At 70.5% G+C, this 12,380-nt stretch carries 11 protein-coding genes and 1 pseudogene; 8 read left to right on the forward strand and 4 right to left on the reverse strand.

From position 1 onward, the window contains the following. Window positions 1-29: 29 nt before the first annotated feature. Together ACFYSH_RS32340 and ACFYSH_RS32345 are read right to left on the reverse strand one after the other, a co-directional pair. Window positions 30-1,322 (reverse strand): SWF or SNF family helicase, encoded by a 1,293-nt coding sequence (locus ACFYSH_RS32340; RefSeq protein WP_359476615.1) that lies wholly within the window; start codon window positions 1,320-1,322, stop codon window positions 30-32. Continuing rightward, a complete protein-coding gene (locus tag ACFYSH_RS32345; protein WP_388757216.1) occupies window positions 1,319-4,210 on the reverse strand; it encodes a DEAD/DEAH box helicase in 2,892 nt (963 codons plus the stop codon). The genes ACFYSH_RS32340 and ACFYSH_RS32345 overlap by 4 nt, the downstream gene beginning before the upstream one ends. 257 nt (window positions 4,211-4,467) lie before the next feature. On the opposite strand from ACFYSH_RS32345, the gene ACFYSH_RS32350 reads away from it, so the two are divergent. The 3 genes from ACFYSH_RS32350 (at window position 4,468) to ACFYSH_RS32360 (ending at window position 6,352) form a co-directional block, all read left to right on the forward strand. After that, entirely contained in the window at window positions 4,468-5,532 is a 1,065-nt protein-coding gene (locus ACFYSH_RS32350; protein ID WP_359476609.1) for an acyl-CoA desaturase, read from the forward strand. 98 nt (window positions 5,533-5,630) lie between these two features. Continuing rightward, complete coding sequence (locus ACFYSH_RS32355; protein ID WP_359476606.1) at window positions 5,631-5,813, forward strand: hypothetical protein; 183 nt, start codon at window positions 5,631-5,633, stop codon at window positions 5,811-5,813. Beyond that, entirely contained in the window at window positions 5,810-6,352 is a 543-nt protein-coding gene (locus ACFYSH_RS32360) for an MOSC domain-containing protein (protein WP_359476697.1), read from the forward strand. Before ACFYSH_RS32355 ends, ACFYSH_RS32360 begins: the two co-directional genes overlap by 4 nt. Window positions 6,353-6,357: 5 nt before the next feature. Here ACFYSH_RS32360 and ACFYSH_RS32365 read toward each other — a convergent pair whose 3' ends face one another. Next, the gene (locus ACFYSH_RS32365; protein ID WP_359476603.1) at window positions 6,358-7,167 is read right to left on the reverse strand and encodes a hypothetical protein; all 810 of its coding nucleotides are present in this window, start codon (window positions 7,165-7,167) and stop codon (window positions 6,358-6,360) included. 196 nt (window positions 7,168-7,363) lie between these two features. On the opposite strand from ACFYSH_RS32365, the gene ACFYSH_RS32370 reads away from it, so the two are divergent. Further along, entirely contained in the window at window positions 7,364-8,269 is a 906-nt protein-coding gene (locus ACFYSH_RS32370; RefSeq protein WP_388757220.1) for an oxygenase MpaB family protein, read from the forward strand. A gap of 36 nt (window positions 8,270-8,305) precedes the next feature. On the opposite strand, the gene ACFYSH_RS32375 is transcribed toward ACFYSH_RS32370, so the two are convergent. After that, a complete protein-coding gene (locus tag ACFYSH_RS32375) occupies window positions 8,306-8,905 on the reverse strand; it encodes a methyltransferase domain-containing protein (protein ID WP_359476598.1) in 600 nt (199 codons plus the stop codon). 452 nt (window positions 8,906-9,357) lie between these two features. Between ACFYSH_RS32375 and ACFYSH_RS32380 the strand changes: the two genes are divergently transcribed. From ACFYSH_RS32380 to ACFYSH_RS32395, 4 genes and pseudogenes are all read left to right on the forward strand, one after another. Next, on the forward strand, window positions 9,358-9,741 hold the full coding sequence (locus ACFYSH_RS32380; RefSeq protein WP_351281271.1) for a roadblock/LC7 domain-containing protein: 384 nt from the start codon (window positions 9,358-9,360) through the stop codon (window positions 9,739-9,741). A 133-nt stretch (window positions 9,742-9,874) separates the two neighbouring features. Further along, window positions 9,875-10,835: pseudogene (locus ACFYSH_RS32385) on the forward strand (DUF6397 family protein). A gap of 39 nt (window positions 10,836-10,874) precedes the next feature. Beyond that, window positions 10,875-11,363, forward strand: coding sequence for a GNAT family N-acetyltransferase (locus ACFYSH_RS32390; protein ID WP_359476593.1), 489 nt, complete (start codon window positions 10,875-10,877; stop codon window positions 11,361-11,363). A gap of 201 nt (window positions 11,364-11,564) precedes the next feature. Further along, window positions 11,565-12,212, forward strand: coding sequence for an LAETG motif-containing sortase-dependent surface protein (locus ACFYSH_RS32395; RefSeq protein ID WP_359476590.1), 648 nt, complete (start codon window positions 11,565-11,567; stop codon window positions 12,210-12,212). Window positions 12,213-12,380 lie beyond the last annotated feature (168 nt).

Raw genomic sequence — 12,380 nt, forward strand, 5'->3', positions numbered from 1 at the left:
CCCAGCATGATCCGAACGAGAGGCCTAGCTCAGGAACCGGACAGGACTCCGGCCAGCGCGGCAGCCGGATCGTCCTCCGCCGGCCCGGCGGGCACCCACCGCCCCCGTTCCTTCGCGTACGGCCACCACCGGCCGTCGCGCCCGTATCGCAGCTGAGCGGCGGAACCGGCCACGGTCCAGCGGTTGCCGGTGACACGGAGTCGCGGGCTCTCGGCTTCCTCCCACGCCACGGCGAGCTGTGCCCGCGCGCGGGTGAGATCGTCCGGGCCGGGCAGCCACTCCTCGTCGTACACCGCCAGTGCGGCGGGCCCACCGATCCGCCAGGCCCGCACCGCGGCATCGAGCCCCGCAGCCCCCCGTCCGGACGCCGCGCCGAGGCGGGCCGTGAGCCGGGCGTCGGGTCGGCCGTCGGCAGCCAGCCGGACGGCATCCTGCTCCGGCGTCAACGCGGCGTCCAACGCCTGTTGCTCGTGGCCCGCGGCGAGCGCCTCCGCCAGCATCGCGAACGCCCGCATGGCGCTGTCCGCGGCCAGGAACTCCAGAGCCGAGGGGTCGACAGCCGCCGCCGGATCCGTCTCGGTGTCGAGTGACGGCGGAAGGCCCGGCTCCGCCGGCAGGGGCGGGGGAGGGGGAAGCGGCGGCAGAATGTCCCGCGCCGCGAACGCCTCGTCGGCCCGCACGCCCTGGGGGACCGGCTCACCGGCCCGGTCCTCAGCCGGTCCCCGGCCGCCCGCTCCACGGACCGCTCGGGCGGCGCTGCGCACCTGCAATTCGTCGAGCAGCCGCCGTTCGTCTCGGCCCCGCAACAGCAGCAGCACGAAGGGATCCTGGTCGAGCAACCGCGCCACCTGATAGCACAGGGCGCCCGAATGCGGACAGTGGTCCCATGCCTCGCAACTGCACTCCGGCTCCAGGTCCCCGATCCCCGGCAGCAGATCGAGGCCGGCGGCGGCCGCGTCCTCCACCAGGTGCGGCGGCATCTCGCGGTCGAGCAGGGCGGCGATGTGCCCGGAGCGTTCGGACGCCATGTCGAGGAAGCGGTCCCACTCCTCCTCGCTCAGCTCCTGGAGCAGCACGTCACTGCGGTACGCCGTCGAGTCGCGGTCCTGTACGACCGCGGTGAGCCGGCCGGGCCGGACGGAAACCGCGCCCACCCTGCCCTCGCGGGCCAGCCGCCGCCCCGCCTTGAGTTGCTGGCCGTCCAGCGCCGTGTCCTCCAGTGCCTTCAGCCACGCCCGCCCCCACCAGGACGACGCGAAGCCGCGGCCCTGTGAGGGCGCAAGCGCGGCGAACGTACGCTCCGGCTCGTGACCCTTGTTCATCGTGTGCCCCCTCGCAGCTCGACCAGTTCGGCCAGTTCCGCATCGCTCAGTTCCGTCAGCGCGGCCTCACCGCTGCCGAGCACCGCATCCGCGAGCCCTTGCTTGCGGGCCAGCATGGCGGCGATCCGGTCCTCGATGGTGCCCTCGGCGATCAGCCGGTGAACCTGTACCGGCTGGGTCTGTCCGATGCGGTACGCGCGATCGGTGGCCTGAGCCTCGACGGCCGGATTCCACCACCGGTCGAAGTGCACCACATGGCCGGCCCGGGTGAGGTTGAGCCCCGTACCCGCGGCCTTGAGCGACAGCAGGAACACCGGCGCCTCCCCCGCCTGGAAGCGGTTCACCATGGCTTCCCGCTGGGGGACCGGGGTGCCGCCGTGCAGGAACTGGGTGCGTACGCCGCGCGCCGCCAGATGCTGTTCCAGCAGCCGCGCCATCCGTACGTACTGGGTGAACACCAGCACGCTCGCGCCCTCGGCGAGGATCGTGTCCAGCAATTCGTCCAGCAGCTCCACCTTCCCCGAACGGTCCACGATTCGTGGCTGCTCCTCCTTGAGGTACTGCGCCGGATGGTTGCAGATCTGCTTGAGCGCCGTCAGCAGCTTCATGACCAGCCCGCGCCGTGCGAAACCGTCCGCGCCGGAGATCGCGTCGAGAGTCTCCCGCACCACCGCCTCGTAGAGACCTGTCTGTTCCGCCGTGAGCGACACGGCGCGGTCGGTCTCCGTCTTCGGCGGGAGCTCCGGCGCGATGCCCGGATCGGACTTGCGGCGCCGCAGCAGGAACGGACGGACCAGCGCGGCGAGCCGTTCGGCCGCGGCGGGGTCGTTACCCCCCTCGACCGCGCTCGCGTAGCGGGTGCGGAACGTACCGAGCCGCCCGAGCAGCCCGGGGGTCGTCCAGTCGAGGATGGCCCACAGCTCGGAGAGGTTGTTCTCCACCGGGGTACCGGTGAGGGCGACGCGGGCACGCCCGCCGATGGTGCGCAGCTGCCGGGCGGTAGCCGAGTGCGGGTTCTTGACGTGTTGCGCCTCGTCGGCGACCACCATGCCCCAGGACACCTGTCCCAGCCGGGCCGTGTCCAGACGCATCGTGCCGTACGTGGTGAGGACGAACTCGCCGGCATCCAGGCCCTCCAGCGAGCGCGAGCCGCCGTGGAAGCGGCGTACCGGTGTACCCGGGGCGAACTTCTCGATCTCCCGCTGCCAGTTGCCCATCAGGGAAGTGGGGCACACCACGAGGGTGGGCCCCGCGGCGGCTTCGGTCCCCTGCCGGTGCAGATGGAGAGCGATGAGAGTGATCGTCTTGCCGAGTCCCATGTCGTCGGCGAGACAGCAGCCCAGGCCGAGCGAGGTCATGGTGTGCAGCCAGTTCAGGCCACGCAGCTGGTAGTCGCGCAGACTCGCGTCGAGCGCGTCGGGCTGCCCGACCGTCCGGTCCCCCGACTCAGGGTCGGCGATCCGCTCGCGCAGCCGTTCGAGCCATCCCGTCGCGGCCACTTCCACCCGGCGTCCGTCGACTTCGGTGGCCCCCGTCAGCACAGTACCCAGCGCGTCGATGGGGGCGACCTTGCGGTCCCCGGTCTCGCGGGCGCGCCTGGCGTCCTCGGGGTCGATGAGCACCCACTGGTCACGCAGTCTGACCAGTGGCCTGCCCGCTTCGGCCAGCCGGTCGATCTCCGCCCGGCTCAGCTTCCTGTCGCCGAGCGCGAACCGCCAGTCGAAGGACAGCAGGGCGTCGGCGGACAAGAAGGACGGAGTGTCCCCTCCGGCCCGTGCCGTTGTTCCGGCGCCGTCGTCCTCCGGGCCGATCACCACGCGCGCGGTGAGCTTCCGCGCCAGCTCCTTCGGCCAGTGCACCTGGACGCCCGTCGCGGCGAGCGCTTTGGCCGCCGGCCCGAGCAACTCCGCGATCTCTTCGTCGGCGGGCTCGACCGCGTCCGGAACCGCCGCCGACAGGAGGGGTGTCAGCGGAGGCCAGGCGCGGGCGGCGCGACGCAGGGCGAGGAGGGCGTCCATGCGGGCGCGCGGACCGAACAGCGATGCGGCGGGGGAGCGGTCGGCCCATACATCCGCCGCGTCGGCGACCAGCGCGGGGTCCTGGACGCTGTGGATCTGCAGGACCGCACGGAAGGAGGGTGCGCGGACATCATCGTCCCCGGGCTCCTCGTCGAACTCCGCGCCCGTCGCTTCGCTGAGGTCCGAGACCTCGATCCGAAGGGAGAGCCGTACGCCCGCGTCGTGACCGGCCGCCACATCGGCCGCCCACGGCCGCAGCCCTGGCAGATGCTGCGCGGCCTTGGCGGCGTACGCCGGTGTGTCCGTGACGAGTTCGGCAGCCGGTGTGCGTGGCAGTCCGTCCACCACCGCGTCGAGGAACGACCGCAGCAGGGACTCCGGTTCGGCCAGCAGCACGGGACCGGTGGCCACGTCGAGCGGCACCGCGTGGGCGTCAGGGGGCATGGAAGCCGCCAACACCCGGATCCGCTCGAGATCGTCCGCGGTCAGCGGGCCGGCCCGCCAGGCGTCGCGATCGGTGGGACTCAGCCCGGGCAGTAGGAGCCCGCGCGCGACGAGTTGGAGCGCGAGCACCCCGGCGGCGCCCCAGAACGCCGTGGAGGGCGAGGCGTGGACGTCCGCCCGTGCCCGTGTCAGGACCGGCAGTGCGTCCCGCACGGACATCAGCAACGCCGGGACCGTATAAGGACGGAGGTCGCTTCCGACGACCGTCAGTTCCGTCGGACTCCCTGGATCGCAGGGAGGGGTGCTACCGTCCCCATTCCAGAACGCGATCAGGCCGGTACGGGCCGGATCCGCGGGGAGGAAGACTGCGGAGCAGCGGGACAGTTCAGTTTTCTCGTTGAGCGTTGCCGCAGGGAGCCTGTGCACAGCGATGTCAGATTCCTCAAATTTGACTAGTGAGCCCGGGGTCGCCGAGGGTACTCCACCCACGGCCCCTCCCGAGAGAAACGCACAGTGACTCACCTCACTTGTTTCTGCCTTCTGAGGCTTGGGGTGCAGCTTTCACCACCACCGGACAGGGGGATTTCCCCCGCACGTCCGGGGTGATGGCGCCATGGCTGCCGCAGGCCTGCCTTCCGTACGTTTGACGAGGTCAGCGCAGATGCCCAGAAACCGGAGACGTCATGCCCCAAGCCGCAGCAGCCACCGTTGCGCCACAGCCACGCGACGGATCGGAGGGCCCGGCGGGCACTCAGGCCCCCGGAAGTGATTTCGCACCGCTCCTGAAGGCCGTCAAGGGGCAGGGGCTCCTGGACCGGCGCACCGGCTGGTACGCCACGGGGATAGCCGTCAACCTGGTCGCTCTCGCAGGGGTGATCACCGGCATGGTCTTCCTCGGCGACACCTGGTGGAATCTGTTCCTCGCCCTGCCGCTGGCCATTCTGTGGACCCGCACCGCCTTCGTCGGCCACGACGCGGGCCACGCCCAGATAACCGCCGACCGCAAGGCCGGCCGGATCGTCGGACTCGTGCACGCCAATCTGCTCCTCGGCATGAACGAGGCCTGGTGGAACGACAAGCACGTACGCCACCACGCCAACCCGAACCACATAGACAAGGATCCCGACGTCGGTGTCGGCGCCCTGGTATGGACCCAGAAGCAGGCCGCCCAGCGCGAGGGCTTCGCCCGCTGGCTCACCCGCAACCAGGCGCGGCTCTTCTTCCCGATGCTGCTCCTCGAAGGCATCGCCCTCAAGATCTACGGTTTCCAGTTCCTGCGCCGGCAGCCCGTCCGTGAACGCGCACTGGCCGGCCTGCTGCTGACCGGCCATCTCGCGCTGTATGCCGCGCTGCTCCTGAGCATCATGTCTCCGGGCAAGGCCATCGTCTTCGCCCTCGTCCACCACGCGCTGTTCGGCCTCCACCTGGGCATGGCCTTCGCGCCGAACCACAAGGGCATGGAGATGCCCGACCCCGACGGTGACCGCTGGGGCCATCTGCAGCGCCAGGTCCTCACTTCGCGCAACGTGCGGGGTGCCTTCCTCACCGACTGGTTCCTCGGCGGCCTCAACTACCAGATCGAGCACCACCTCTTCCCGAGCATGCCGCGCCCCCATCTGCGGTTGGCGCAGCCGTTGGTCAAGGCCCACTGCGCATCGATAGGGATGTCGTACGCGGAGACGGGCATCATCGAGTCCTACCGGCAGGCGTTGCGGCACATGCACGAGGTCGGCGAGCCGCTTCGGTAGACCGCGCTCGCGGAGCCTGTGCGGTGCAGGCGGAACCGACAGGGGCGCACAGGCGTTCTCACACCAGGAGCGGTCCCGGCCGCGGAGGAGGCATGATCATGTCGAACGGTGCGAAGGTCGCCATCGGGGGAGTCGCAGCAGCCGTCGTCCTGATTCCGTTCATCGGATTCTGGTGGTCGCTGCTGGTCCTCATCGGTGTGCCCGTGGTGGGTTACCTGATGCTCGACCCGTCACAGAGGCGCAGGCTCCGCAGGGTGAGCCGTAAGGAGATAGGGCGCTGAGCAGCACAGTCACCGCGGTGAGCAGCAACGGTGTGTATTCGTTCACCAAGCCGAACAGGGACAGCGTCACGCTCCTGGCCGGACTCGGTGTGGAGGGTGACATCCACGCCGGCGTCACGGTGAAACACCGCTCGCGCGTCGCCCAGGACCCGACCCAGCCGAATCTGCGGCAGGTACACCTCATCCAGACGGAGCTCTTCGCCGATCTCAGGGAGGCGGGATTCGAGGTCTCCCCGGGTGATCTCGGGGAGAACATCACCACCAACGGGATCGATCTGCTGTCCCTGCCCGTGGGCACCCTGCTCCACCTCGGTGCCGAGGCCGTCGTCGAGGTGACCGGCCTGCGCAATCCGTGCCTGCAGATCGACAGCTTCCAGGACGGGCTTCTCAAGCAGGTCGTCGGCCGCGCGGACGACGGAACCCTCGTCCGCAAGGCCGGAATCATGGGCGTCGTCAAGGCGGGCGGAGTCGTACGGCCCGGTGACCCGGTCGAGGCCGAGCTGCCGGCCGAGCCGCACCGCCCCCTGGAGCGCGTGTAGCGGGATCAGGACGGCCGGACGGCCAGTTCGTCGAGCGACTGCAACAGGCCCGGAAGTTCCGGGCCGCGGCCGACCGGTATGACCTCGCCCGGCTCCTCGTCCAGGAGGATGAGTGCGATGTCGTCGGTCCTGGCCACCAGGGACCAACCGGGGCCGTCGGCACGCAGTGTCCTTGCCCCGTCAGGGGCGAAAGCGGAGCGGATCCGTCCGGGCGGCGGCGGAGAGTCGGCATACTCCCGCGCCGCTTCGAGTGCCTTGCGTACGCCGGGGTGCCGTCCGGCTCCGGCGAGTGCCGCGGTGGGGCCGCCGAGCGCCGTCCCGTCGTCGATCTGCGCCCGCCACTGGGCCCACCGCAGGGCGATCTCGTCCGCCCCGAGGCGCCGCTGCGGCGCGCCCCAGACCTTGGTGTCCGGCGGGGCCAGGGGCGGCGGCCCCTCGTCGTCCGGGCCGGGCGTCGGGTCGTGCGGCGCGGGGAGACCGGGCGCCGCGACCGCCAGCGCGAGCGGCCATCCCGGTAGCGCACAGACCACCGAGCGGTCGTCGGGGGATAGGTCGTACTCCATCCCGCAGTCCCACGAGGCGATGGCGACCGCCACCATGGAGACGTCCTCGACGACCACCGTCCAGCGGGCACCGCCACTGTCCTGGCCGAGCACCAGACCGTACCCCTCGGCGTACGGCTCGAGGCCGAGCACGGCGCACGCGGCCACGTAGTCGTCGCCGAGCACACCGGGAAACTGTGCGGGGGTCAGCAGCACCGCGGTCAGCACGAACAATGCGTCGTCGTCTGCGACCGTGTCGTCCGAACCTGCCACAGCACCCACCCTCATCCCTGATCGCTTGGTCCGTCGGCGCACCCTACTACTCGGTAACCCCTTCGTCGAGGCCCTGACAAGCGGTAACGGCCACATATCCGGACGGGTGACTCGCCGCGTAGGCGGGCCTTCGCGCCGTGGTGCCGGCCTGACCGCCGCACGTAGGGTTGCGACTCCGGCGGACGAGGGGAACGGCATGGTCAAGCGGTTCGAACGGCTGAAGGAAATCCAGCGCCTGGACCCGGAACGGGACTTCCTGCAGATCTACCGGTTCACCGTGTCGTACGAATTCCCCTGGGACATCACCCGCGCTCTCGAACTGGCGCTGTTTCGCACCTATGCCGTCCCCAGTATCGGCCGACTCCTCGCGGAGACGGCTGAACTGACGGAACGTTCACAGAAGAGGTACGACGACACCGCACTGCTTCTCGACACAGTCGTCGAACACGGATTCGACAGTGGGGCAGGCCGTACGGCCGTCCGGCGGATCAACCGGATGCACCGCAGTTACGACATCAGCAACGACGACATGCGCTACGTCCTGTGTACGTTCGTCGTCACCCCCAAGCGCTGGCTCGACGTGTACGGCTGGCGCAGACTGTCCGGCCACGAGCTGCGCGCCTTCGCCGCGTACTACCGCACCCTCGGCGCGCACATGGGCATCCAGGACGTGCCGCAGACGTACGAGGACTTCGAGCGCGTCCTGGATTCCTACGAGGACAAGCACTTCGGCTGGGACGAGGGCGCACGCGCGGTCTCCGACGCCACGCTGGACCTGATGGGATCCTGGTACCCGCGGCCCCTCGCGCCCGTGGTCCGCAAGGCCGGCCTAGCCCTGCTCGACGAGTCGTTGTTGCGTGCGTTCAGGTACGAGCGGCCGAGCCCCGTGGCCCGGGGGCTGACCCGTGGCGCCCTGCGCCTGAGGGCTCGCGCCGTCCGGCTCCTTCCACCCCGCTCCGCCCCGCACTACGCTCGCCAGAATCCCGAGGTCAGAGGCTACCCGGACGGCTACGACGTGGCCCGGCTCGGTACGTTCCCGACGCCGGGGGAGCGCGGCTGTCCCTTCCCCCGCAGGCGGCCCGCCGACGCGCCGACGGAGTGAGCCGGAGGCGACCGGGCTACCCGCCGTGGCAGCCGTTCAGCCGGTTCGCACGGCCAGTGCCAGGAATCGGCTGTCCTCGTCGGTGTAGGTCTCCAGCCGCCAGCCGGCGGCTGCCAGCAGGGGTGTGAGACGGGGCTCGGCACGGAGATCCCCGTCGGCGAGGGCCCGGCCGTGCCGCGCGGCCAGGGCGGCCCGTCCGACGGGGTGGAACAGGGCGAGCCGGCCACCTGGGCGCACCACCCGCGCCAGCTCCGACAGTCCGGCCTCCGGGTGTGAAAGATGCGAGATGAGCCCGGCGGCGAAGACGGCGTCGAGAGATCCGGCGCGCAGCGGAAGCCGCGCGGCGTCCGCCAGCAGCAAGGTACCGCTCGTTCCTCTTCCTGCCCGCAGGGCCGCGTCCAGCATCGCGGGTGTCAGGTCGGCCCCGAGCACCGCCCCCTCGGGTCCGACCTCCGTCCGCAGGGCCGGCAGTGCTCGCCCCGTACCGCAGCCCGCGTCGAGCACGGTGCCGCCGGGGCGCAGACCGAGTTCGCTGACCGCGGCGGCATAGGCGGGGCCGTCATCGGGGAAACGGCTGTCCCACTCCGCCGCCCGCGCGGAGAAGAATTGCTGGATGTGTGTGTGGTCGTCGGCCATAAGGGAATGATCGCCCATCTCCGGCAGGAACTCCGCACGCCGAGACACGGCGCACCGTCGTCCCGAGCAACGGAGGTCTGGCCGCGGGCGCGTTCCATGGGCCGAGCCGCGAGGGGGCGGAACACCGCTCGGCCGTAACATCGGCTTCTCGACAGCCTGGCGAAGGGCACCGGGCGGCAGTACCCGATCCGGGTACGCCGCCCACCAGAGCCTCGCGCGTGACCGTGCTTCCGGGAGGTAGGTCTTGATCCGCACGGGCGGACACGCCGGACGGATGTGCACGGCCAGGCTCCTCGGCCCGGACGGCCGAGGAGCCGACCTGGCGCGACGTCGACGAAGCGGGCCGTGGCGCGAAGCAACGCCCCCGCAGCAAGGAGGCGCTTGCCCGCGAAGGGGCCGTACGCAAGGCTTGCGTGGAACGCGTGATACGGACCAACGGGGAGGACGAGCACATGGCGCTGGACCGGGGACTTGACTGGCTCCTTGACGATCTCACCAGCAGGGTGGAGCACATCCGGCACGCGCTGGTGCTGTCGAACGACGGGCTGGTGACCGGGGCCAGCACAAGTCTGGCCCGGGAGGACGCGGAACACTTGGCGGCGGTCTCATCCGGGTTGCAGAGCCTGGCCCGCGGGTCGGGCCGCCACTTCGGGGCGGGAAGAGCACGTCAGACCATGGTGGAGTTCGACGAGGCGCTGCTCTTCGTGACGGCGGCAGGGGACGGCAGTTGCCTGTGCGTACTGACTGCGGCCGAAGCCGATGTCGGCCAGGTCGCCTACGAGATGACCCTCTTGGTCAACCGGGTCGGCGAGCACCTCGGCGTGACGGCACGATAGGACGCCGAGCGCATGGCCGCCTCTGACCTGCACTCTTGTGAATGCGCGAAAGTTGTCCACAGGGTCTGCGGGGAATTCCTCACCTGGCTACCGTGGTCACACAGAGTATTCGACCTCACGGGGGAGGACGGCCATGACTGTCAAGGAAGCCACCCGCACGCATCCCGCCGACGAGACGGCACCGTTGTGCCTGTCGGCGGGACGGGCGGCACAGGCACTGTCGTTGAAGCGTGGCGAATTCGATCTCGCCGTCCATCTCGGACTGATCGAAGCGGAGCCCGCTACGAACGGAGCGAGGCCGCGGATCCGGCGGGCGGAGATCGACCGGCTGCGCGCTTCCCCAGGGTTTCCCGAAGCGCTTCGGGACCGGGTGCGCACAGCGGGCACGGCGGAAGGCGCCACGCTGCTCGGGGTCAGTCCCGTGCGCTTCACCGGTCTGGCCCGGGTCGGGTGCGTCTCCCCGGTCGCGTTCTATCTGAACCGCTATCGAGCGGTGGTCTGGCTCTATCTGGTGGACGAGCTCCTCGTCTTCGCCGCGAAGGAGCCCGATCTGCTCGTGGGAAAGACCCCGGCGGGGATGCGGACCATGCTGGACGCGGGCACCGACCGGCGTGCGCGCAATTGGCGTTCACGCAGAATCGAGCGACTGCTGAGCCGTACGGAGGACCCGTGGGCACGTGCGGCCCTTCAGGCATCCGCTCTGGACCCGGTGCAGCTGGCAGAGGTGGTGGAGGACCCCTACGAGCGCGCTTATCTGGCCCGGGTACAGCCGGATTTCCGCCTTCGGGCGGCCGGGGTCCGTCTCCGGGAGGGAGGCCTTGCTGAGGCTGATCCTGGCGGATGATCCGGACGAAATCCTCTGGCGACGGGTGAATCTGACGCTGGAGCTGGAACACGCGCGTGAGAGCCGCCCCGCTCCGCTACCAGGTATCGACCCTGTGCACCGCTCGGTCGGGGGCCGACGGGTGGCAGCCGGCCGGGGGTCGGTGTCGGGGTGGACCGGCCAGGTGCCCCGCCGCTCCGGTGCACGGCCCGGGGTCATGCGGGGGCTGTTCGTCCGGGCCGGGCTGCGAAGGCCCGGGCGAGAGCGTTAAGGGATTGCACCGGACCGTCCACGCGGGCATCTTGGCCCCATGCTGATCAGAGAAGCCACCGACAAGGACTGGCCTGCAATCTGGCCGTTCTTCCATGCCATCGTCTCCGCGGGTGAGACCTTCACCTATCCCGTGGACCTCGATGAAGACCAGGGCCGGGACTGGTGGCTGCTCTCGGAGCCGGACCGCACGGTCGTCGCGGTCGACGACGCCGGGACGGTTGTCGGCACGGCCAAGATGAACCGCAATCACATGGGCAACGGCTCGCACGTCGCCAGCGCCAGCTACATGGTCAGCCCGGAGCGCGCGGGCCGGGGCGTGGGCAGGGCCTTGTGCGTGTACACGGTGAACTGGGCGAGCAAGGCAGGATATCGCGCCATGCAGTTCAATGCTGTGGTGGAGACGAACACCCACGCCGTGCGGCTGTACCGCTCCCTCGGCTTCGAGGTCATTGGCACTCTGCCCGAGGGGTTCAGGCACCCCACGGAGGGCTATGTGGGGCTGCACATCATGCACAAGTCACTCTGATCACCCTCACCGGCTGCCGGAGCGATGGCGAACCCATCGGTTCCGGCCAATCCTGGCGTGTCCACCATGCCCCAAGTAGCGGTGATGTGGGCACGGTTGGTGCATCGCAGAGGCATGGGGCGGTTGTGCCCCCCTGGGGCGGGGGCAGTACTGTGCGCCCCACCGCCATCCCAGCGGTGAACTCTTATGGAGGAAGAATCCATGACCATACCCAGGAGATCGTGGCGTGGCGCGGGAACATTCGCGGCCGCTGCGGTAGTCGGCCTGGCAGGCGGCGTCATCTCCGCCGGCCCGGCCGCAGCTCACACCCCCACCTGGGCCGTGACCTGCTCCGAAGTGACGCTCGATCTGACGGCCTACTCGGGTGCTGCCACCAACGAGGTGACCGTTTCCGTCGTCGACGGCGAGGTACTGCTGCCCACGACCCGGTTCGGCAGCAACTTCAGCACGAAGGCCCCACTCCAGCTCCCGAAGCACGACAAGGAGCTGACCGTCCGCCTTGTCGTCAAGGCCGGGGACGGCGATCAGTACTCCCGCGACGAGACGAAGACCGCTCCGGTGTGCGAGGGCGAGACCCCGCCCCAGGAGACGCCTTCGGAAACCCCGAGCACGCAGCCGCCCACCTCGGCACCGCCGGCTTCGGAGGCCCCCGAGCCGAGCGCGACGCCGAGCGAGACCGCCACGGAGGCCGCGCCGGCTCCCGCGGAGCCGAGCAGCAGCGCGCCGGACCTGGCTGAGACCGGTTCGTCGTCCGCCACGCCCGTCATCGGCGGAGCCGCTGTCGCGGTTCTGCTCGCCGGCGGCGGCATCCTGTGGTCCGTCCGCAAGCGCCGCAGCGTGCAGCACTGACGCGTTCGAGAAGTCCGGCACGACGGTGATGGACACCGACGGGCCGACTGGGGGGGGGGGGGCCCCCCCCGGGGGGGGGGGGCCCCCCCCCGCGGGGGGGGGGGGGGCGCGCCCCCCCCCCCGCCCCCCAATGGGGCGGCCACACCCCCCACCGCATAAGCCACCCAC

Origin of the sequence: Streptomyces sp. NPDC005791 (assembly GCF_042871485.1) — a bacterium.
Taxonomy (GTDB): Bacteria; Actinomycetota; Actinomycetes; order Streptomycetales; family Streptomycetaceae; genus Streptomyces.

What these genes read in the sequence shown, in the direction of transcription:
- ACFYSH_RS32340 (WP_359476615.1), bottom strand. Translation starts at nt 1,322, where the DNA reads ATGAACAAGGGTCACGAGCCGGAGCGTACGTTCGCCGCGCTTGCGCCC.
- ACFYSH_RS32350 (WP_359476609.1), top strand. Translation starts at nt 4,468, where the DNA reads ATGCCCCAAGCCGCAGCAGCCACCGTTGCGCCACAGCCACGCGACGGA.
- ACFYSH_RS32355 (WP_359476606.1), top strand. Translation starts at nt 5,631, where the DNA reads ATGTCGAACGGTGCGAAGGTCGCCATCGGGGGAGTCGCAGCAGCCGTC.
- ACFYSH_RS32370 (WP_388757220.1), top strand. Translation starts at nt 7,364, where the DNA reads ATGGTCAAGCGGTTCGAACGGCTGAAGGAAATCCAGCGCCTGGACCCG.
- ACFYSH_RS32375 (WP_359476598.1), bottom strand. Translation starts at nt 8,905, where the DNA reads ATGGCCGACGACCACACACACATCCAGCAATTCTTCTCCGCGCGGGCG.
- ACFYSH_RS32380 (WP_351281271.1), top strand. Translation starts at nt 9,358, where the DNA reads ATGGCGCTGGACCGGGGACTTGACTGGCTCCTTGACGATCTCACCAGC.
- ACFYSH_RS32390 (WP_359476593.1), top strand. Translation starts at nt 10,875, where the DNA reads ATGCTGATCAGAGAAGCCACCGACAAGGACTGGCCTGCAATCTGGCCG.
- ACFYSH_RS32395 (WP_359476590.1), top strand. Translation starts at nt 11,565, where the DNA reads ATGACCATACCCAGGAGATCGTGGCGTGGCGCGGGAACATTCGCGGCC.